The organism is Nonomuraea mesophila (assembly GCF_004352805.1).
In the GTDB taxonomy this organism is placed as follows: Bacteria; Actinomycetota; Actinomycetes; order Streptosporangiales; family Streptosporangiaceae; genus Nonomuraea; species Nonomuraea longispora.
The window spans coordinates 1-19,379 of sequence record NZ_SMLD01000118.1; the positions used below are offsets into that span (position 1 = coordinate 1).

Below are 19,379 nucleotides of genomic sequence, written 5' to 3' on the forward strand. Positions count from 1 at the left end.
AGTATGACGAGGGTCAGGGTGGGTGACGAGCGGGCCGAGGGCGGTGCCGGGCTGCCCGCCACGGTGCTGGCGGCCGTGCTGGGGCGTATGGATGGCACGGTGACCGGCTGCCACGGCGAGCCGATCGGCAGCGGCACCGGCGCGGTGACCGGCGCGGTCGGCTCTCCGTGACTGCGTTCCTCCCGGAGCATGATGCCGGGACGACGGGGTCCGGCTCCTCGGTGGGCAGGACCGGCGCGGGGCGGGAGGTGTCGTTCCGGGTGATCAGGAAGGGGGCCCGGGCCCGCCCGTTGCGTACCGGGCGGTACGCCCCCTACGCCGGAGATCCGCGGCACTGGGCGTACTGGCGGCGCGAGCCGCTGGCGTACGCGAGCGGCCTGCTGCCGCGCGATCCAGGGCCGGCCGCGCCGCGCTGCTACGGCGTCGTGGACGACGTGGTGTACCTCGAAGACGTCACCGGCGTGCCCGCTTCACCGCGCGTGGCGGCCCGCGGGCTCGGCGCGTGGCAGGCGGCCACGGCGATTCCCGACGTGCCGTGGCTGGCCGGTCACCAGCTCGCGCAGCGGCTCGCGGTCCCGGAGGGTGCACCGGTATCCCCGCATCGAGCGGTTGTGGCGGCGGCGGGACGAACTTCTCGAAGAGCTGGCCCGGCTGCCCGTGGTCATGTCGCACGGCGACTTCTCCGCCGGCAACCTGCTCGACTCGGACGGCACGACCCTGGCGCTGACCGGGGCCGGGCGCGTGCGCTGGATGGTGGCGGGCGGTACACCCGTGCCCGGCGGTTACGTGGACTTCGTGCTGTCGCAGGCGCCCTGACCGGTCGCGAGGGTCGTCCGGTGGGAAGGCGGGGCGGTCGCCGGGGGCGACGATCAGGAATCGAGAAGCGTGCGCCTTCGGTCATGCCTAGGGTGACGTGCATGAACGTCACCATTCACGCCAGTTTCCTGCCGCACCAGGATCCGGAGGCGTCCCTGGCCTTCTACCGCGACGTCCTCGGTTTCGAGGTGCGCGACGACGTCGGCTACGACGGGATGCGCTGGATCACGGTCGGCCCCGCCGGCCGGCCCGACATGTCCATCGTCCTGCAGCCACCCGCGGCCGACCCCGGGATCACCGATGCCGAGCGCACCACCATCTCCGAGATGATGGCCAAGGGCACCTACGCCGGCATCCTGCTGGCCACCGACGACCTCGACGCTCTTTTCGCGCGGGCGGAGTCCCGGGGCGCGGAGGTCATGCAGGAGCCGATGGAGCAGCCGTTCGGGGTGCGCGACTGTGCCTTCCGAGACCCGGCCGGCAACATGGTCCGCGTGCAGGAACTGCGCTGAGCGATCGCGGCCGCCGCGTTCTCGCCCCTCGTCAGGGGCCACGGTGATGGGGGAGCGCGAGGTCAGGGCCCGGCGACCCTGCCGTGCGGCGGCCGGTCGCGGTGGAGGGCGAGGCCGGCGTCCACGACCTCGGACCGCTCAAGACCGGAGACCTCCGCCAGGGGGATCCACGCCGCCCGGTCGGTGCTGCCCCCGATCTCGTGGCGCAGCGCGCCGCCGGTGATGTGTCCTTCGTACATGACGCGCACACCGTGGAAGTCGGCCTGGCCTTCGGTGCCCCGAGGGTAGGGACGGTGCAGGGTGCTGATGCCGAGCAGGGTGTCGATGGCCACGGTGTAGCCGGTCTCCTCCTCCACCTCGCGGATCGCGGCGTCGACCGGGTCCTCGCCGTGGTCGAGGCCGCCGCCCGGCAACGTCCAGAGCCGCTCGCCCGCCGGGCCGACCCAGCGGGCGAGGAGGATCCGTCCGTCCTCCACGCAGATGGCGTACGCGGACACGCGCAGTTCCCTGGTGATCATCACGGGTCAGGGATATCACGCGCCGTACGGGGATCACGACCGCATTTCGGGCGCCCAGTCCGTGACGCCGTCGGCGAAAGGGGGTCGCAGGGAAGGGCGGACCGGGGCTCAATGGGGTCATGGACGCTGCGTACGACGAGATCGCCGGCTGGTACGAGCGGGAGTTCCTGCCCCGGGACACGGACGACCGGCTGGGCATCCGGCGTTCGATCCGCGGGTTGCTCGGGCGCGGGAGCGGGGCGTGCCTGGAGGTGGGGTGCGGCACGGGCGCGTACGCGGGGCTGGTCGGGGAGCTCGGGTGGACGCCGGTGGGCGCGGACCTGTCGGCGGGCATGTTGCGGTACGCGCGCTCGCGGCTGCCGGTCGTTCGCGCGGACGCGGGGCGGCTGCCGTTCCGCGACGGAGTTCTGCCGGCGGTGGTCTCGGTCATGGCCCACACCGACATGCCTGGATATATGGGCGTTCTGCGGGAGATCGCCAGGGTGCTGCGGCCGGGCGGCGTGCTCGTGCACGTGGGGGTGCATCCGTGTTTCGTCGGCGCGTTCGCCGACTGGAGCGGCCAGGAGGCCGTGGTGATCCGTCCCGGCTACCTCGACCGGCACTGGACCAAGGCGTCGTGGACGAACGAGGGGCTGCGTGACAAGGTGGGGGCGAGCCACTGGCCGCTGCCCGGGCTGCTGCACGGATTCCTGGACGCCGGCCTCACGCTCGACCGGTTCGGCGAGGGCCGCGCGCCCGTGCCCATGACGTTGTCGGTGAGGGCTCGCCGGGCGACGGGATCGTGATCGAACCGATCGGGCCCGCGCCACGTTGGGATGGGCGTGATGTCTCGTATATTCGCCATGCTCTTCCTGGTCATGACGTTGGTGCCCGTGACCGCCGCCCCGGCTGCGGCGGCGGCCTGCTCGTGCGCGATGCGCACACCCCGGACGAGCCTCGGCGAGGTGGCGGCCGTCTTCTCCGGCACGGTCACGGACGTCGACGAACCGCTGTTCGACGCCGGCGAGGTCACCGCCACACTCCGCCCCGACCACGTCTACAAGGGCGAGCCCGAGGCCGAGCTGCGCGTCACCACCCACGCGCAGTCAACGGCGTGCGGATACAGGTTCGAGGAGGGCCGACGGTACCTGATCTTCGCCGGCTCCGGCCGCTCCGGGCTGAGCACGACGTTGTGCTCGGGCAACCTGCGCCTCCCGCCCGGCGAGCGGGCGCTGCGGTTGTCCGACCGGACCGTGGGCATGCAGCCGCTCACGCCCGAGCTGCTGGCCGCGCTGGGCACGCCGGTCCCGGTGCGGGCCGAGCCCGCCCCCGGCCGTACGCCCGCGGTCGTGGCCGCCGTGACGGCGGCGCTCGCGCCGGCGGTGGGCGCCGTCTTCTGGCTGCGCCGGCGCGCGAGGTGACGTGGCCGGGCCGCTACCGCAGCGCCCGCTGCGACGTGGCCGGGCCGCTACAGCAGCGGGGTGCTGCGACGTGGCCGGGCCGCTAACGCAACGGCCGCTGCACCACCGCCGCGCCCAGCGGCCCCAGCTCCACCCGCCCCGGCACCGGCGTCCCCGTGAGCAGATCCGTCCCCGGCCCTTCGAGCGGGACGGACGCGCCCAGCTCTCCGCTGTGGTTGAGCAGGAACACGTACTCGTACGCCTCGTCACCCCGCACCGAGCACTCCACGTGCGCCGGCACCCCCTCGAACCGCGACCGCACGCCCGCCGACTCGACGGCCTCCAGCACCACCGCGTCGAGGGCGGCCTGCTCCAGCAGCGTCGCGACGTAGACGACCCGCCCCGCGCCGTAGCGGTTCTCGACCACCGCGGCCCGCCCTTCGAGCAGCCCGTCGGCGTAGGTGGCCAGCGCCGTGCCGCTCTCCAGGTGGAGGTCGTCGCGCCACCAGGTCGACGTCGCCCGCCGCCCGTCGGTGAACTCCACGGTGAAGCTCTCGTGCGGGCGCGCCGGCCAGTACTCGTCGATCCTGGCGCCGATCAGCTCGCGGAACGCGCCGGGGTAGCCGTCGGGCCGCACCCGGTTGCAGTCGTCGACCACCCCGGAGAAGAAGGACATGACGACCGTGCCGCCGTCGCGGGCGAACGCCCGGATGCGCTCCGCGCCCTCATCGCCGATCAGGTACGCGTTGGGCACCACCAGCACCTTGTACCCGTCGTACCCGTCCGGCGACGACCCCGCCGCCACCACGTCCACCGCGTGGTGCCGCTCCCACAGCGGCGTGTAGTGCCGCATGACCGTGCCGGTGTAGCTGAAGTCGCTCCGGGGCAGGCCGTGCGTCTCCTCGAGCCCCCACCAGCCGTCCCAGTCGAACAGCACCGCGATCTGCGCGCGGGAGGTCGTCCCCGCCACGGGCGCCAGCAGCCGCAGCTCCCGGCCGAGCCCGGCGATCTCCTTGAACGTGCGCGAGCCGGGGCCCGAGTGCGGCACCATCGCCGAGTGGAACCGCTCGTGCCCGCCCCGGCCGGCCCGCCACTGGAAGAACATCACCGAGTCGGACGCCCGCGACACCGCCTGCAGCGAGCCCAGCCGCATCCGTCCCGGCTCCTTGACGACGTTGAGCCTCCACTGGCAGACCGCGCTGCTCGCCTGCTCCATCAGCATCCACGGCTGACCGCCCTTGAGCGAGCGGAACAGGTCGTAGTTGAAGGCCGCCGAGACGTGCGAGTCGTCCTCGGCCGGGTCGGGGTAGATGTCGAGCGCGACCGCGTCCTCCTCCGGCGCCCACCGCCAGTAGTCGGCGTGCCGGAAGAAACGCATGAAGTTGGTCATCACCGGCACGTCATCGCGGAACGAGCGCACGATGTCCCGCTCGGCGAGATAACACTCCAGCAGCGCGTCGGAGGTGAAGCGCTTGAAGTCGAGCTTGCGGGCCGGGTTCATCCAGGTGCGGGGGATGCTCGGCACCTCGATCTGCTCCCAGTCGGTGTAGACCTGGCCCCAGAAGCGGGTGGTCCACGCGTCGTTCAGCGTGTCCAGATCGCCGTACCTGCGCCGCAGCCACCGGCGGAAGCCGGCCGAGGCGGCCTCGTTGTAGGCCGTCGGGCCGTACTCGTTGCTGATGTGCCACATCGCCAGCGCGGGATGGAAGGAGTACCGCTCGGCCAGCCTGGTCGTGATGCGGGCGGCGTACTCGCGGTAGATCGGCGACGACGGGTCGTAGTGCAGGCGGTTGCCGAAGCCGAACGGCTCCCCGTCGGCCATGATGGGAAACACCTCGGGGTGCAGGTGCGTGAGCCAGACGGGCGGCGCGGCCGTCGGCGTGGCCAGGTTGACGCTGATGCCGTGCTCGTGCAGCAGGTCCATGACGTCGTCCAGCCAGCCGAACGTGTACGTCCCCGGCTCGGGCTCCAGCGACGCCCACGCGAAGACGCCCAGGCTGACGGTGTTGACCCCGGCCTCGCGCATCAGGCGGACGTCCTCCCGCCACACGGAGGGCTCCCACTGCTCGGGGTTGTAGTCGCCGCCGAAGGCGAGGCCGCCGACGCGGTCGCGGAACGCATCCATGCGGGTCATGTCAGGATCTCCGATCAGAGGAGCCGTGAGGTGACGCCGGCGGTGTCCGCGGCGAGGCGGGCCGCGCCGTCCGCGCCGGTGTCGCCGTCGGCGACGGTGACCGCGTAGCGGAAGGACAGCGACGCGCCCGGCTCGACCGGCCGTACGACGTCGAAGAACGGCGCGGGGCAGACGCACGCGAAGATCCCCGTGCGGACGAACCACTGGACCGGCTCCTCATCAGCGGGTCCGTCGTCGACGAACACCAGCGTCGAGCTCGCGTCCATCTCGTCGTGGTCACCGGAGTAGGCCAGCCACGTGCCGCGCTCGCCCATCATCTCGTCGCCGCCGGAGCGCCCGTCCATGTAGACGCGCCCGTTGCTGAACGAGCGCGGCCCCCGCCAGAACAGCCCGCCGTACCCGGCGTTGGGCCGCCCCTCGGTGGTGGGGCTGCCGATCGGGACGGTGGCGCCGGAGACGTTGGTGAACTCGGTGGCGTAGGCCAGCGTCCACCCGTCCCGGCCGATCAGCGCGCCGAAGGAGCGCCGCTCGGTGAACCACGGCTCGCCGGTGCTCGCCACCCAGGTCAGCGACTCCCGCACGGACATCCGGTCCTCGCCGTTGCTGATCGACTCGAAGCCGTTGTGCACGATGGAGCCGTTGTTGTCCGCCTGCACGTAGCCGCGGTCGCGGTAGTACGTGACGCCGCCCCAGAAGTTCTGGCTGCCCACGTTCGGCAGCGACCACGCGATGCCCTTGTGCCAGACGTGGTCCCACGGCCGGTAGAGCGACACCAGCCGGCCGGACAGCGTGCGCAGCGGGTGGAAGTAGGGGCGGGGCGACTCCAGCTGCCGGTCCCACGGGCCGTACACGTAACGGAACAACTCGACGCCGCCGCTCATGAGCGTGAGCGCGCGCCCGCGCTCGTCGGTGAGCCGCAGCCCGTCCACAGGTTCGGTCATCAGGGGGTCCCTTCGGTCGCGAGCCACGGGGCCCGATGTCCGCCCAGGGAGGTGTAGAACGGCGAGTCCTCGGTCAGCTCGCCGCGCGCCACCTCCCGGCCGGTGAAGGCGGAGGCGTAGACGGCGGCGATGAGCTCGAGGGTCGGGCGGGCCTGCGCCGTCGTCACCGGCATCGGCGCCCCGGAGCGCAGCGCCTCGGCGACCGCCGCGAACTGGGCCGAGTGGCCGGACGGCACGCCGGGCGGCAGCGCGTTCCAGCGGGACCCGGCGTCCGTGTCGCCGGGGGCCGGGGTGAAACGCCAGGAGTCGTCGCCGTAGCCGTACAGGTGTTCCAGCTCGACGGTGCCGCCGGCCAGGTCGAGGCGCAGGTAGCTGGTCTCGCGGGCGGACAGCAGGCTGTTGACGATCACCAGGGTGGCTCCCGAGGCGAGGCTCACCACCGCGGTCGAGAAGTCCTCCGTCAGGGTCGGCCGGGCCTTGCGGCCCGCCGTGGCGCGTACGGACTCCCACGGGCCGGCCAGGGACAGCATGAGGTCCATCTGGTGGATGCCGTGCCCCATGGTGGGCCCGCCGCCCTCCGACTCCCAGGTGCCGCGCCACGGCACCGCGAAGTAGGAGTCGGGACGGAACCACAGCGTGTTGCAGAGCGCCAGGTGCAGCGGCCCGAAGTCGCCGCGGGCGAGGGCCGCGCGCAGCGCGACCGCGCGGGCGCCGAACCGGTGCTGCGAGACGGTGCCGAACGAGCCGGCGCTGCGGGCCTCGGCCGCGGCGATCTCGTCGAACTCCCGCAGCGACAGCGCCGGCGGCTTCTCGCACAACACCGACCAGCCCCGCTCCAGCACCGCCACGGCCTGGTCACGGTGCAGGCCGGGAGGCGAGCACAGGTGCACGACGTCGCACTCCGACCGTTCGAGCAGGTCCTCGACGCTCGTGTACCGCTCGGGCACGTCCCATTCGGCGGCGAACGCGTCCAGCCGGCCGGCGTCGACGTCCACGGCGGCGACGATCCGCGCCCCTTCGCCCAGCGCCGGGACGGCGGCGGCGTGAATGCCGGCGATGCCGCCGGTGCCGACGATCGCGACCCTCATGACGGCTGTCCCTTCTCGACCGACACGGCGCCGATCCGCCGTTCGTCCCCCGTGATCTCGTGCACGGGCCCGGTCAGCAGCACGTTCACCTCGTCCACCACGTCGGCGGCCGACCGGCGCACCGACACGCCCACCTCGCCCGGCTCGACGACGCGCCGCCCGTCCCTGCCGGTGAACGCCAGCAGCCGCGCGGGCACGTCGAAGCCCACCGTCGCGCTCTCGCCGGGCTCCAGCTCGACCCTGGCGTAGCCGACGAGCTGGGCGAGCGGCCGGGTGACCGAGGCGATCCGGTCGGAGGCGTACAGTTGGACGACCTCGGCGCCGGGCCGGTCGCCCGCGTTGCGCACGACGACGGAGCACCGGATCGGCTCCCCGGCCCGCACCTCCGTGTCGGCCGTCAGGCCCTCGTAGGCGAAGCGGGTGTAGCTGAGCCCGTGCCCGAAGGCCAGCGCCGGAGCCGGGTCGATGGTGCTGACCGAGCCGGCCGCGCCCAGCTTGGGGTGCAGGTAGCTGTAGGGCTGGCCGGCGGTCGAGCGCGGCATGCTCATCGGCAGCCGGCCCGAGGGGTTCACCGCGCCGCTGAGCACGCGGGCGATGGCGCCGGCCCCTTCCTCGCCGGGGAAGTACGCCTGCACGACGGCGGCGGCGTCCCCGAGGAGCCGCGGCACCGCGTACGCGCGGCCCGTCATCAGCACGACCACGACCGGCGTGCCCGTGGCGATGACCGCGTCGGCCAGCTCCTGCTGCGCGCCGGGCAGGTCGAGCGTCTCCACGTCGCAGCCCTCGCCGGAGGTGCCCCTGCCGAACAGCCCCGACCGGTCCCCGAGCACGAGGATCGCGACGTCCGAGCCGGCGGCCAGGCGGGCGGCGGCGGCGATCCCCGAGCGATCGCCGTCGTCCACCCCCGTGCCCTGCTCGACCCGGATCACGGCCTCCGGCAGCTCCTCCCGCAGCGCGTCGAGCACCGTGGGCGCCGCGATGCCGGTCTCCACGCCGGGGGAGTGCGGCAGCACGTGGTTGACGAAGGAGTAGCAGCCGAACAGAGCCGTGACGCTGCCGGCGTTCGGGCCGAGAACCGCGACGCGCCTGCCCTCGGCCCGGCCGAGCGGCAGCACACCGTCGTTGCTGAGCAGCACGATCGACTCCTCGGCCAGGCGCCGCGCCACGGCGCGGGAACCGGGGTCGTCGAGGTCGATCGGGCCCGACCCGGCCGGCTCGTAGTCGTCGTCGAGCAGGCCGAGCGCCGCCTTCTGCGTCAGCACCCTGCGCAGCGCCCGGTCGACCAGCGACTCCGGGATCCGGCCGGAGGTCACGGCCCGCTTCAGCGGTTCCAGGTAGGCCACCCCGGTGGGCAGCTCGACGTCGATGCCCGCGCTGAGCGCCTGCACGGCCGCGTCCTCGGCGTCGGAGGCCACGGCGTGCAGCGTGTGCAGGAAGGCCACGGCGAAGTAGTCGGCCACCACCGTGCCCTCGAAGCCCCACTCGTCGCGCAGGATCCGGGTGAGGTAGTGGGCGTCGGCGGCGATCGGGATGCCGTCGATCTCGGAGTAGGAGTTCATGACCGAGCCCGCCCGCGCGTCCCGCACGGCGACCTCGAAGGGGAACAGCAACGTGTCGGCCACCTCGCGGGGGCCGGCGTGCACGGGGGCGAGGTTGCGGCCCGCGCGGGAGTTGGAGTATCCGACGAAGTGCTTGAGCGTGGCGATCACGCCCGTGGACTGCAGGCCGCGCACGTACGCGGCGCCGATGGTGGCGACCTCGTACGGGTCCTCGGAGATGCACTCCTCGACCCGGCCCCACCGCTGGTCGCGGATCACGTCGAGCACCGGGGCGAGGCCCTGGTGCACGCCGAGCGCCCGCATGGAGGCCCCGATCCTGCGGCCCATGTCCTCCACGAGGGCGGGGTCGAAGGCCGCGCCCCACGCGGGGGGCGCGGGGTAGGTCGTGGCCCGCCAGGCCGCCAGCCCGGTCAGGCACTCCTCGTGCGCGATGGCGGGAATGCCCAGCCGGGTGTGGTCGCGCAGCCAGCGCTGCCGGTCGGCCAGCTCGGCGCTGGCCTGCGCGGGGTCGACGGGCGTGGTGCCGAAGTGGCGGGTGACGTGGCCGAGGCCGTGGCGGGCGAACGCCTCGAACTCCTCCTCGTCGCCCTGCATCGCGTCCTGCAGCGGAGCGACGACGCCCTCTTCGCGGTTGACGTTGCGCCACAGGCCGACGAGCTGGGCGAGTTTCTCGTCGAGTGACATCTCCGCCGGCAGGCTTCCGGCCCGGAGCGCCGCGGCCTCCGGCTGCTCACCTTGTGCAGGCATACACCCTCGTTCGTGGCATGGACGATCTCCAACGGATGATAGCGCTAACAGGTGTTCTGTCCGATCACGGCGTGCCGCCGGGAACGCGCCATGGACGATCGGAAAGTTTCCGGATAGCTTTCCGAAAAATTACGGTGACATTGCCGATGCGTTACGCTAAGCTCCGGACTGCATCCATGTCAACAGCCTCACGAGCCGGCGACGGTTCGCTGATATCACCAGGTCAGCTGGCGGCATGACGGATGTGGGAATTTTCCGAAAATCCACCTCGCAGGTGCCGGCCGGACGCCGGCACCCACGGCAACGGGAGGTCCTGTGCCCCGAGCGCCGCGAGCAACGCTGGCCGACGTCGCGGCGGCCGCCGGAGTGTCGGTGCCGACCGTCTCCAAGGTCCTCAGCGGCAAGAAGCACGTCTCCGCCGCCACCAGGGACAAGGTCCTCGAAGCGGTCAGGGTGTTCGGCTACGAGGCCCCCCGCCCGCCCAGCTCGCCCCGGGTCGGCCTAATCGACCTGCTCATCGACGGGCTCGGCTCGCCGTGGGCCGAGGTACTCATCAGGGGCGCGGAGCAGGCGGCGGCCCGCTGGGGCTTCTCCCTCGTCGTGACCTCCTCCGCGCGTCCCGACTTCGACCTGCGGCGCTGGATCGGCACGGTCCGCAAACGCGGCACCGACGGCATCGTGCTGGTGCTGACCCGGGCCGACCAGCGGGAGATCGAGGCGATCGAGGAACTGCTGCACGTGCCCCTCGTGCTGCTCGACCCCGCGGGCCAGCGCGACCCGCGCATCTCGACCGTCGGCGCCACCAACTGGCTGGGCGGCGTCATGGCCACCACCCACCTGCTGGAGCTCGGGCACACCCGGATCGGCTTCATCGGCGGCCCGCTCGACGCGCAGTGCACGCTCGACCGCTACGAGGGCTATCTGGCCGCGCACCGCACGTTCGGCATCGACCCCGATCCCGAGCTGACCTCCTACGGCAACTTCATGGTCAGCGGCGGCAAGGACCACGGCGCGCGCCTGCTCGGCCGCGACGATCCGCCCAGCGCCATCTTCGCGGCCAACGACCTGCAGGCCGCGGGCGTCTACCAGGCGGCCACCGAGTGCGGCGTCCGCGTGCCCGACGAGGTGTCGGTCGTCGGATTCGACGACTCGATGGTGTGCGAGATGCTCTCGCCGCCGCTCACCACCGTCCGCCAGCCGCTCGACGACATGGCCAACGAGGCGGTCCGGCTCGTCGCCGAGGAGCTGACCCATCCCCGGGGCCCGGCGGGCACCCGCATCGAGCTGGCCACCACGCTCGTCGTCCGGGGCAGCACCACGTCCTTCGGCGAGCGGAGCGCATGATGCCCGCGGTGTTCCCCGGCGGCACGTCCGTCACCCGGCTGTCGGTCTACACCGGCGCGTGCGCCGACGGCCTGGAGGGCGGCACCCCGCACCTGCACACCGCCTCCACCGAGGGCTACGTCGTGATCGGCGGGCACGGAGCGCTGCAGACGCTCGACACGCACGGCTTCAGGGAGACGGAGCTGGCGGCCGGATCGACCGTGTGGTTCACCCCCGGCACGATCCACCGGGCGGTCAACCGCGGGGGCCTGCAGGTCGTGGTCGTGATGGCGAACGCGGGCCTGCCGGAGGCGGGCGACGCGGTCATGACGTTCCCGCCCGAGATCATGGCCGACCCCGGACGCTACCGCGCCGCGGCGAGCCTGCCCGACGGTGAGAGGCCCGACGGTGAGGGGCCCGGCAGTGCGGGGGAGGAGGCGATGGAGGCGGCCGCGATGCGCCGGCGCGAGCTGGCCGTCCAGGGTTTCCGCGCCCTGGCCGGCAGCGCCGCCGCCGGCGACCTCGGCCCGCTGCACCGTTTCTACGACCACGCGGTCGCGCTGGTGCGGCCCAGGGTCGCGGCCTGGCGCGAGACCTTCGAGCGCACGGTCGCCGAGCAGACCCGCCAGACCGCCGCGGTGCTCGACGCCCTGGCCCGCGGCGACGGCGCGCACCTGCGCGAGTCGGAGCTCCTGGAGTCGCCGCAGAGCGCGCAGAGCCGGTGGGGCATGTGCGGACGTCTGCGCACCCACGACGTGCTCGACCCCGTCGAGCCGGACCAGCAAGGGCCGGGTCAGTAAGGCCCGGGTCAGCAAGGCCCGGGTCAGTAAGGCCCGGATCAGTAGGGGACTGTGCGCACCAGGAGGATCGAGAAGACCTCCTGCCGGTAGTAGCAGCGGGTCGCCAACACGACCGTGCCGGTGTCGGCGTGGCTGGTCTGCCGCGTGGTGAGCACCGGGGTGCCGGCGTCGACGCCGAGCAGCTTCGCCACGCCCTCGCCCGCCAGCGCCGCCTCCAGCCGGGCTTCGTCTCTGACGATGCGGGTGCCGGTGGCGTGCACGAGCGTGGGGAAGTCGCCCCCCAGCCCGGTCACCGGCGCCGGGTCGAACGGGACGCCGTTGACCCTGAGCGGGACATGGTCGTGCAGCACGATCGCGGGCGTGCCGTCGATCGCGAGGCAGCGCTCCACCCGCCAGATCCGCTCACCCTCCGGCACGCCGAGCGCGGCGGCGGCCTCCGGCGGAGCGGGCACCTGCTCGGCGCGGGCGTGGGGGAGTGACGGCGTGCGGCCCGTGGCGGCGATCCGGTGCGGCAGCGAGCCGATGTCGTGCAGGTCGACGAAGACGTTCGTGAACGGCCCCGCGGCCGGGCCCGGCCGCTGCCGGACGAACGTGCCCACACCCCAGCGGCGGGAGATGAGGCCTTCGAGCCAGAGCTGGCCGAGGGCCTCGCGGACGGTGACCCGGCTCACGGCCAGCCTGCGGGCCAGCTCGGCCTCGGAGGGCAACTGGTCGCCCAGCTCGAACTCCGCCGCGATGAGCTCACGGATCGCCTGCGCGGCCATGGCGGCTCGCTTGGGCGGTTTCATCACCGTACAACTGTAGAGCCGCCTCACCACGTTCCGATGCCGTAAAGCCCGCGCGGGCTGTTCGGATATCCGTCGAGCACGACGAGCTCCAGCAACTCCTCGCGCAGGCGCCGAAGCACCGGCTCGGCGGCCGGGTCGGCGGCGAGGTCGTGCTGCTCGTCCGGGTCCGCCTCCAGGTCGAACAGTTGCTCGCCGCCCCCGCCGAAATAGCGGGTGTAGCGGTGGCGGGCGGTGCGAACCGTACGCGACCAGCTCCGGGGCGAGGCCTCCCAGTGGTTGTTGTTGCTCTGCACGTAGACCGCCGTGCGCCAGTCGAGGTCCAGGCCCTGGCACAGCGGCAGCAGCGAGCTGCCCGGCAGGGCCGGCAGCCGCCGCGGGACGTGCGGGTTGCCCAGCTCGGGGCGGGGCAGCGGGTCGGGTTCGAGGCCGGCCAGGTCGAGGATGGTGGGCGCGAGGTCGGTCAGCTCCACCAGTTCCGGCCGCGTCCCGGGGCGCAGCTGCGGGCCCGAGACGATGAGCGGGACACGGATGCAGGCGTCGTAGTGGCGCTCCCACTTGCCGACCAGCCCGTGGTCGTGCAGCAGCTCGCCGTGGTCCGAGGTGAAGATGACGTACGCGCCCGGCAGCCGCCCCGTCTCGCGCAGGCAGTCCACCAGCCGCCCGAGCTGCTCGTCGAGGTGCGCCAGGTCGGCGAAGTAGTGCAGCCGGTGGCTCTCCCAGTCGTCGGTGTCGTAGGAGGCCTGCCGGTACTGCTCCCGGTCGAAGTAGGCGGGCCCGCCGGAGCGCCACTCCGCGGGCAGCGGACGGGGGACGCGCTCGGCGCGTACGTGCCGCAGGTACTCGGCGGGCGGCGCGAAGGGATTGTGCGGCTGCACGTAGCTGACGTGCGCGAACAGCGGCCGGCCCGCCTCGGTGCCGCGGATGAAGTCGCACGCGCGCTCGGTGATCCAGCTGGTCTGGGAGACCTCGGCGGGGAACGGCAGCGTGTACGCCTCCTCGGTGGAGTCGGGGAACTCCCGCCGCGCGGCCTCGATCTCCGCCACCAGGTCGCGCCGCTCGGGCCCGTACGCGCGCAGTTCGGGAACCATCGTCATCCAGACGGTGGACAGCGCAGCGCGGTAGTGCCCGGGGTGGTGTTCGCGTACCCAGTCCAGCCATTCGCCCGCGCGGGGGTCCTCGGTGATGTGGGTGACGTCGAAGCCGTAGGGCCGGTAGTCGGGGCGTACGCCGCCGATCTGCGTCCGCAGGTGCAGCTTGCCGAACGCGCCCGTACGCCACCCGCCCCGCTGGAGCGTGCGCATGAACGTGGGCAGGGCCGGGTCGAGGTCGTAGCCGCACTCGCTCACCCCGTGCCCCTGGCTGGTCAGCCCGGTGGCGACGGTGGCGCGGGCCGGGGCGCAGACGGGGTTGGGCGTGAACGCGTTGGGGAACCGTACGCCGCCCTCGGCCAGCGCCCGCAGATTCGGCAGGTCGACCACACCCTGCCAGGCCTGTTCCAGCCAGCGCGCGGCCAGCTGGTCGACCATGACGAGCACGATGTCGGGCCGGTTCGTCATGCGGTGGTGCCTTTCGTCTCCGAGTACGGCCGTACGGCCAGCGTGCAGAGGACCATGAGCACGGCGAGGCCCGCGATGTAGGCCGAGATGGCCCAGCTGTGCCGCGCCGCCGCGAACAGCAGCGAGGCCACGGTCGGCGCGAGCGCCCCGCCCAGCACGGTCGCGACCTGGAAGCCGAGCGAGATCCCGCTGTAGCGGAGCCTGGCGGGGAACAGCTCGCAGAACAGCGCGGCCTGCACGCCGTAGGGCAGGCCGCTGACCAGCCCGACGAACACGCTGCCCGCCAGGACCAGCGGGATCGACCGGGTGTCGAGCAGCGCGAAGTAGAGGAACGGGGCGGGGATCAGCAGCAGCCCGCACAGCAGGTACGTCCTGCGCCTGCCGATCCGGTCGGACAGCGCGCCCGCCACCAGGATGCCGACCACGTAGAAGACGCCGTTGACCAGGTTGGCGGTGACCGCCAGCTCGCGCGACAGGCCCAGCTCCTGGACGGTGTACGAGATCACGAACACGCCGATGACGAAGCCGAAGGCGGCGATGGCGACGTACAGGCCGATCGCCAGCGCGATCGTGCGCGGGTGCTGCCGCACGGTCTGCCACACCGGCGCCCGTTCGACCCGCTCCCCGGCCTTGACCTCGCGGAACTCGGGCGACTCCTGGATCTGCATGCGCACCACGAGGCCCACGCCGACCAACACCACACTGACCAGGAACGGGATGCGCCAGCCCCAGGCCAGCAGCTCGCCGGTGCCGAGCGTGGCCAGCAGCGTGGTCAGGGTGAGGCTGGACAGGATGATGCCGAAGCCGCTGCCGGTCTGGACGAGGCTGCCGTACCAGCCGCGCCTGGACGGGGGCGCGCTCTCGACCATGAGGCTGACGGCGCCGCCCCATTCCCCCCCGATGCCGAGCCCTTGGCAGAACCGCAGGAACGTGAGCATGATGGGCGCCCAGACCCCGATGTCGGCATACGTCGGCAGCAGACCCATGAGGAACGTGGCCGTCCCCATCACGCCGAGGCTCCACGTGAGCGTCGGCTTGCGGCCCAGCCGGTCGCCGAGGTGCCCGAAGAGTACGCCGCCCAGGGGCCGCGAGACGAATCCGACCGCGAACGTGCCGAAGGCGAGCAGCGTTCCCGCGAGCGGGTCGGACGTGGGGAAGAAGAGCCGGCCGAAGACCAGCGCGGTGAGCGTGCCGTAGATGGTGAAGTCGTAGAACTCGATGGTGTTGCCGACGATCGTGGCCGCGGTGAGCTTCCGCGGCACGGTGCGGGCGGCGGCGGTTTCGGTGGGGTGGCCGGTCGACGGGACGTCTGTCACGGCGGTGCTCCCGATTGGAGAGTAGACGTCTAGACCTCATCGGTCAGATAGGACATGGTGGGATGGTGGGCGCGTACCTGTCAAGGTGCATCGAGGAAGGAATGGGATGAAGGATCTGATTCTGGACGTGGACACCGGCGTGGACGACGCGCTGGCCCTCCTCTTCGCCGTGCGCCACCCGGAGCTGAGGTTGCGCGCCGTGACGTGCGTGGCCGGCAACGCGGGCCTCGGACAGGTGGTCGCCAACACGCTCAGGGTCCTCGACGCGGCCGGCGCCCCCGACGTGCCGGTGAGCGCCGGCGCGGAACGGCCGCTCATCGAGCCGGCCCGCGACGCCGGCCACATCCACGGCACCGACGGCCTCGCCGACCTCGGGCTGCCCGCCTCGGCCCGCAGGCCGGCCGGGGTGGCGGCAGTGGATCTGCTGCGCGACACCGTCCTCGGTGCCCCGGAGCCCGTCGTCGTGGTGGGCCTGGCTCCGCTCACCAACCTCGCCCTGCTGTTGCGGGCCCACCCGGAGGTCGCCGGCAACATCGAGCGGCTGGTCCTCATGGGCGGCAGCGCCTCCGTCGGCAACGCCACCCCCGTCGCCGAGTTCAACGTGTGGCACGACCCCGAGGCCGCCGCCATCGTCTTGGACGCCGGGGTGCCGGTGACGATGTACGGGCTCGACGTCTTCTACCACGTCTCCGTGGACGCCCCCACCTGCGCGCAACTGCTGGGGCACGACGAGCCGGGCAGTCGCCTGGCGGGCCTGCTGCTGCGCCACCAGATCGCCCTGTGCGGGGCCGACCCCCGGGTGAACGGCGACGGGCTGCTCGGCGACGCCGGAGCGGTGTGCGCGGTGGCCGACCCCGGCGGCCTGACCACGGAGCGGCTGCCGGTGAGCGTGGAGCTCGCCCCCGGACGCAGCAGGGGCCAGACACTCGTCGACCGGCGGGTGCTGCCGGGTGAGGACGCGGCCCACGGGCTGGCCGGGGCGGCCAACGGCGTCGACGTCGCGCTCGCCGTCGACGCCCTCCGCTACCGCAAGCTCTTCCTCAAGACGCTCCTGAGCGGCCCCTCTTCGTAGCGGGCCCTAGGGGAGGTGTGTCCCGCACATGCCGGCGTACGCCTCCTCCAGCCCCTCCTCGTTGCCCGCGGCGCTGGAGACGCCTCTGAGCAGGCCGCGTTCGATGCGGTCGGAGAAGTAGATGGCGTGCGCCATCCACCGCAGCCGGACGAACGTGTCGAGAAAGGGCAGCTCGTCGGCGATGGCCGGGTCGACGGCCTGGTAGCCGGCGACGACGTGCCGGATCGCGTGGGGCGTCTCGCGGGTCAGCACGGCGGTGCACGCGAGGTCGTACAGGATGGGGGCCTGCAGGACCGCGCCCCAGTCGACCAGGCCGTCCTCCCCGGGCGAGCTGAGTCGGAAGCCGTCCAGGCCGGGATCGCCGTTGACCACGCCGGCGCGCAGGTGCGGCGCGGCCTCGCGCGCCTCCTCCAGCACCTCGGCGGCCCTCGTACGGACGTGGCCGGGCATCGGCAGCTCGCGCAGGCAGTCGCTCGCCCACGGCCACGGCCACCGGTGCTGCTTGCCAACGTCGGCGGTGTCGTTGCCGAGCGCGCGGTGCGCGCGGGCCAGCACCGCCCCCATCCGGTGCAGGTCCCCCGCAGAGGAGGCGTCCGGGGGGCGGCCGGGTACGTAGCGCAGCAGGGCCAGCAGTCCCTCGTCGAGGTCCGTGGCCAGCCGGCCGTCGGGCAGGGGGACGGGGGCGCCGCTGGCCAGCCCGCCCCGCTCCGCGCGGGCCGCCACCCGCAGGCCGCCGAGGAAGGCGGTGGCGGAGCCGACGTCGGACAGCTTGGCGACGTAGGGGGTGCCGGAAGCGTCGCGGACGAGCCAGGTGACGGAGTTCCAGCCGCCCGGCAGCGGCTCGGCGGAGACCACCGGCAGGCTCCACGCGGTCAGCGCGGCGAGCAGCCGGTCGGTGTCCAGCGCCATGTCAGATCAGTCCCGCGTCGCGTACCTTCATGGCCACGTGAACCCGGTTGTCGGTGCCGAGCTTGGCGAAGATGCGCGTGATGTTGGCCTTGACCGTGGCCACGCTCACGCAGAGGCCGGCCGCGATCTCGGTGTTGGAGCCGCCCTTGGCGATCTCGATGGCGACCTCGCGCTCGCGTTCGGTCAGCCGGGACAGCTCCTCCAGCGCCTGCGGCCGCCGCGGGTCGTGCCTGCCGGTGGCCGCCGCGATCACCTGCTGGGCGACGCTCGGGGACAACACCGGCTCGCCGCGCGCGCACGCGCGCACCGCCTCGATCATCTTGGGCGGCGGCGTGTCCTTCAGCAGGAAGCCGTGCGCCCCGAGTTGCAGGGCGCGCAGCACCATGTCGTCGGCGTCGAACGTGGTCAGCACCAGGATCTTGGGCGGGGAGGGATTCCTGAGCAGCAGCTCGGTGGTGGTCAGGCCGTCCTGGTGCGGCATGCGGATGTCCATCAGCACGATGTCGGGGCGCAGGTCGCGGATCACCGTCATGGCCTGCCTGCCGTCGGCCGCCTCCCCGGCCAGCTCGAGGTCGGGCTCGCCGCCCAGGATGAGGCTCAGCCCCGTGCGCACCATCGGGTCGTCGTCCACGATCACAATACGAAGGCGGGTCACGAGGTCAAGCCTCCCACGGCAGCCGGGCGTCGAGGATGAACCGCCCGTCGCGGACGGTGTGGCTGATGGTGCCGCCGGCCATCCTGGTGCGCTCGGCCAGACCGACCAGCCCCAGCCGGCCGCCGGGCCCCGCGGACACGCCGGCCGGCGCCGGGTTGCTCACCCGGATGCGCAGCCCCTCACCCGGCCGCCCGCCCAGTTCGGCCGTCACCCGGCTGCCGGGCGCGTGCTTGCGCGCGTTCGTGAGTGCCTCCTGCACGATCCGGTACGCGTGCCGCCCCGTCTGGGTGGGCAGCCGCTCGCGGCAGTCGATGGCGTCGTCCACCTCGACCCGCTGCCCGGCCGCGCGTACCTCCTCGAACAGGGTGTCCAGCTGGGCCAGCGTCGGCTGCGGACCCTCGGGACCCGGCACGCCGCCGCTGGGACCGCTGCTGGGACCGCTGCTGGGGTCGCGCCTCAGGGTGCCGAGCACGGCACGCAGCTCGTTCAGCGACTGGTGGGCGTTCTCCTGGATGGCCAGCGCCGCCTCCCGCGTCTGCTCGGGGGTGAGGTCCTTCCGGTAGGCCAGCCCGCCGGCCAGCATCGCCAGCAGCGAGATCCTGTGGGCCAGCACGTCGTGCATCTCCTGGGCGATCTGCAGCCGCTCCGCGAGCTGGGCCTGCTCGACCCGCTGCCGCTGGGCCGCCGCCTCCGCCTCCCGCCGGGAGGCCGTCAGGTCACGGCGGCTGCGCACGTACAGGCCGAGCACGGTGGCGACGGCGAGGATGACGAGGCCGGTCACCGCGTTGACGACCGCCATGGTGACGGAGCCGTCCTGGAGCCACCCCGCCACGGACATGATCAGGCAGCTCGCCGCGGCCACCGGCACGATCTGGCGCCAGCGCCGGTGCGTGACCAGCGAGGTGTAGGCGACCAGCGCGGGCCCGCCCGCCGCGAACGACACGACGGTCGGCAGCGCGGTGGCCAGCGCGATCTGCCAGGGCCACCGGCGCCGCCAGCGCATGAGGACCAGCCCCGCCACGCCGAGCCCCATGTCGGCCAGCACCCAGCCGGCCGATGCGTACGGCAGGGGTGCGCGGCCCGACAGCAGGACCACCATGACGACGTAGAACAGCAGGGGCACCGCCGCGAACAGGTAGCGCAGCGTGATGCCCAGTCTGTCGAGGGGCGGTTGATGCTCGTCGGCGTCGTGCACGCCCACCAGCCTAAGGACCCGCCGCCGCGCCGGTTAGCGACCGTGGTCCATCGTGCTGCAGACCCTGGTCT

Annotated in this window: 18 protein-coding genes; 7 read left to right on the top strand and 11 right to left on the bottom strand. The window is 73.0% G+C overall.

Annotation, left to right across the window (positions count from 1 at the left end; genetic code table 11):
• The first annotated feature begins 582 nt into the window (after positions 1-582).
• Together E1295_RS33325 and E1295_RS33330 are read left to right on the top strand one after the other, a co-directional pair.
• Positions 583-816, top strand: coding sequence for a hypothetical protein (locus tag E1295_RS33325; RefSeq protein WP_132636706.1), 234 nt, complete (start codon positions 583-585; stop codon positions 814-816).
• Positions 817-917: 101 nt separating this feature from the next.
• Positions 918-1,328: a VOC family protein gene (locus E1295_RS33330; protein ID WP_132636708.1), complete on the top strand. Its 411-nt coding sequence runs from the start codon at positions 918-920 to the stop codon at positions 1,326-1,328.
• Between the two features lie 62 nt (positions 1,329-1,390).
• Here the strand turns inward: E1295_RS33330 and E1295_RS33335 are convergent, their stop codons facing one another.
• Complete coding sequence (locus E1295_RS33335; RefSeq protein ID WP_132636746.1) at positions 1,391-1,846, bottom strand: NUDIX hydrolase; 456 nt, start codon at positions 1,844-1,846, stop codon at positions 1,391-1,393.
• A 119-nt stretch (positions 1,847-1,965) separates the two neighbouring features.
• Between E1295_RS33335 and E1295_RS33340 the strand changes: the two genes are divergently transcribed.
• Together E1295_RS33340 and E1295_RS33345 are read left to right on the top strand one after the other, a co-directional pair.
• The gene (locus E1295_RS33340) at positions 1,966-2,631 is read left to right on the top strand and encodes a class I SAM-dependent methyltransferase (protein WP_132636710.1); all 666 of its coding nucleotides are present in this window, start codon (positions 1,966-1,968) and stop codon (positions 2,629-2,631) included.
• Between the two features lie 39 nt (positions 2,632-2,670).
• On the top strand, positions 2,671-3,246 hold the full coding sequence (locus E1295_RS33345; RefSeq protein ID WP_132636712.1) for a hypothetical protein: 576 nt from the start codon (positions 2,671-2,673) through the stop codon (positions 3,244-3,246).
• 82 nt (positions 3,247-3,328) lie between these two features.
• On the opposite strand, the gene E1295_RS33350 is transcribed toward E1295_RS33345, so the two are convergent.
• Genes E1295_RS33350 through E1295_RS33365 form a run of 4 tightly spaced genes read right to left on the bottom strand, consistent with a single transcriptional unit; the run spans position 3,329 to position 9,694 of the window.
• Complete coding sequence (locus E1295_RS33350) at positions 3,329-5,359, bottom strand: beta-galactosidase (protein ID WP_246080639.1); 2,031 nt, start codon at positions 5,357-5,359, stop codon at positions 3,329-3,331.
• A 14-nt stretch (positions 5,360-5,373) separates the two neighbouring features.
• Positions 5,374-6,300: a DUF6807 domain-containing protein gene (locus E1295_RS33355; RefSeq protein WP_132636714.1), complete on the bottom strand. Its 927-nt coding sequence runs from the start codon at positions 6,298-6,300 to the stop codon at positions 5,374-5,376.
• Entirely contained in the window at positions 6,300-7,388 is a 1,089-nt protein-coding gene (locus E1295_RS33360) for a Gfo/Idh/MocA family protein (RefSeq protein WP_132636716.1), read from the bottom strand. The genes E1295_RS33355 and E1295_RS33360 overlap by 1 nt, the downstream gene beginning before the upstream one ends.
• A complete protein-coding gene (locus E1295_RS33365) occupies positions 7,385-9,694 on the bottom strand; it encodes a beta-xylosidase/alpha-l-arabinosidase (RefSeq protein WP_132636718.1) in 2,310 nt (769 codons plus the stop codon). Before E1295_RS33365 ends, E1295_RS33360 begins: the two co-directional genes overlap by 4 nt.
• A 315-nt stretch (positions 9,695-10,009) precedes the next feature.
• Here E1295_RS33365 and E1295_RS33370 point away from each other — a divergent pair, with 315 nt between their 5' ends.
• Together E1295_RS33370 and E1295_RS33375 are read left to right on the top strand one after the other, a co-directional pair.
• The gene (locus E1295_RS33370; protein ID WP_246080641.1) at positions 10,010-11,038 is read left to right on the top strand and encodes a LacI family DNA-binding transcriptional regulator; all 1,029 of its coding nucleotides are present in this window, start codon (positions 10,010-10,012) and stop codon (positions 11,036-11,038) included.
• Positions 11,035-11,817: a cupin domain-containing protein gene (locus E1295_RS33375; RefSeq protein ID WP_246080643.1), complete on the top strand. Its 783-nt coding sequence runs from the start codon at positions 11,035-11,037 to the stop codon at positions 11,815-11,817. Before E1295_RS33370 ends, E1295_RS33375 begins: the two co-directional genes overlap by 4 nt.
• Positions 11,818-11,855: 38 nt before the next feature.
• On the opposite strand, the gene E1295_RS33380 is transcribed toward E1295_RS33375, so the two are convergent.
• From E1295_RS33380 to E1295_RS33390, 3 genes are read right to left on the bottom strand one after another with little or no spacing between them, the layout of a single operon-like run.
• A complete protein-coding gene (locus tag E1295_RS33380; RefSeq protein WP_246080649.1) occupies positions 11,856-12,605 on the bottom strand; it encodes a GntR family transcriptional regulator in 750 nt (249 codons plus the stop codon).
• A 23-nt stretch (positions 12,606-12,628) separates the two neighbouring features.
• A complete protein-coding gene (locus E1295_RS33385; RefSeq protein WP_132636722.1) occupies positions 12,629-14,161 on the bottom strand; it encodes a sulfatase family protein in 1,533 nt (510 codons plus the stop codon).
• Positions 14,158-15,477, bottom strand: a complete 1,320-nt coding sequence (locus E1295_RS33390) for an MFS transporter (RefSeq protein WP_166427523.1) — start codon at positions 15,475-15,477, stop codon at positions 14,158-14,160. Before E1295_RS33390 ends, E1295_RS33385 begins: the two co-directional genes overlap by 4 nt.
• A gap of 106 nt (positions 15,478-15,583) precedes the next feature.
• Between E1295_RS33390 and E1295_RS33395 the strand changes: the two genes are divergently transcribed.
• The gene (locus E1295_RS33395; protein WP_132636726.1) at positions 15,584-16,549 is read left to right on the top strand and encodes a nucleoside hydrolase; all 966 of its coding nucleotides are present in this window, start codon (positions 15,584-15,586) and stop codon (positions 16,547-16,549) included.
• 6 nt (positions 16,550-16,555) lie between these two features.
• Here the strand turns inward: E1295_RS33395 and E1295_RS33400 are convergent, their stop codons facing one another.
• Genes E1295_RS33400 through E1295_RS33410 form a run of 3 tightly spaced genes read right to left on the bottom strand, consistent with a single transcriptional unit; the run spans position 16,556 to position 19,308 of the window.
• Entirely contained in the window at positions 16,556-17,458 is a 903-nt protein-coding gene (locus E1295_RS33400; protein ID WP_132636728.1) for a phosphotransferase enzyme family protein, read from the bottom strand.
• A 1-nt stretch (position 17,459) separates the two neighbouring features.
• Complete coding sequence (locus E1295_RS33405) at positions 17,460-18,113, bottom strand: response regulator (protein ID WP_132636730.1); 654 nt, start codon at positions 18,111-18,113, stop codon at positions 17,460-17,462.
• A 4-nt stretch (positions 18,114-18,117) separates the two neighbouring features.
• Complete coding sequence (locus tag E1295_RS33410; RefSeq protein ID WP_132636732.1) at positions 18,118-19,308, bottom strand: sensor histidine kinase; 1,191 nt, start codon at positions 19,306-19,308, stop codon at positions 18,118-18,120.
• Between the last annotated feature and the right edge of the window lie 71 nt (positions 19,309-19,379).

What these genes read in the sequence shown, in the direction of transcription:
- E1295_RS33330 (WP_132636708.1), top strand. Translation starts at nt 918, where the DNA reads ATGAACGTCACCATTCACGCCAGTTTCCTGCCGCACCAGGATCCGGAG.
- E1295_RS33335 (WP_132636746.1), bottom strand. Translation starts at nt 1,846, where the DNA reads ATGATCACCAGGGAACTGCGCGTGTCCGCGTACGCCATCTGCGTGGAG.
- E1295_RS33340 (WP_132636710.1), top strand. Translation starts at nt 1,966, where the DNA reads ATGGACGCTGCGTACGACGAGATCGCCGGCTGGTACGAGCGGGAGTTC.
- E1295_RS33345 (WP_132636712.1), top strand. Translation starts at nt 2,671, where the DNA reads ATGTCTCGTATATTCGCCATGCTCTTCCTGGTCATGACGTTGGTGCCC.
- E1295_RS33350 (WP_246080639.1), bottom strand. Translation starts at nt 5,359, where the DNA reads ATGACCCGCATGGATGCGTTCCGCGACCGCGTCGGCGGCCTCGCCTTC.
- E1295_RS33355 (WP_132636714.1), bottom strand. Translation starts at nt 6,300, where the DNA reads ATGACCGAACCTGTGGACGGGCTGCGGCTCACCGACGAGCGCGGGCGC.
- E1295_RS33360 (WP_132636716.1), bottom strand. Translation starts at nt 7,388, where the DNA reads ATGAGGGTCGCGATCGTCGGCACCGGCGGCATCGCCGGCATTCACGCC.
- E1295_RS33365 (WP_132636718.1), bottom strand. Translation starts at nt 9,694, where the DNA reads ATGCCTGCACAAGGTGAGCAGCCGGAGGCCGCGGCGCTCCGGGCCGGA.
- E1295_RS33375 (WP_246080643.1), top strand. Translation starts at nt 11,035, where the DNA reads ATGATGCCCGCGGTGTTCCCCGGCGGCACGTCCGTCACCCGGCTGTCG.
- E1295_RS33380 (WP_246080649.1), bottom strand. Translation starts at nt 12,605, where the DNA reads ATGAAACCGCCCAAGCGAGCCGCCATGGCCGCGCAGGCGATCCGTGAG.
- E1295_RS33385 (WP_132636722.1), bottom strand. Translation starts at nt 14,161, where the DNA reads ATGACGAACCGGCCCGACATCGTGCTCGTCATGGTCGACCAGCTGGCC.
- E1295_RS33395 (WP_132636726.1), top strand. Translation starts at nt 15,584, where the DNA reads ATGAAGGATCTGATTCTGGACGTGGACACCGGCGTGGACGACGCGCTG.
- E1295_RS33400 (WP_132636728.1), bottom strand. Translation starts at nt 17,458, where the DNA reads ATGGCGCTGGACACCGACCGGCTGCTCGCCGCGCTGACCGCGTGGAGC.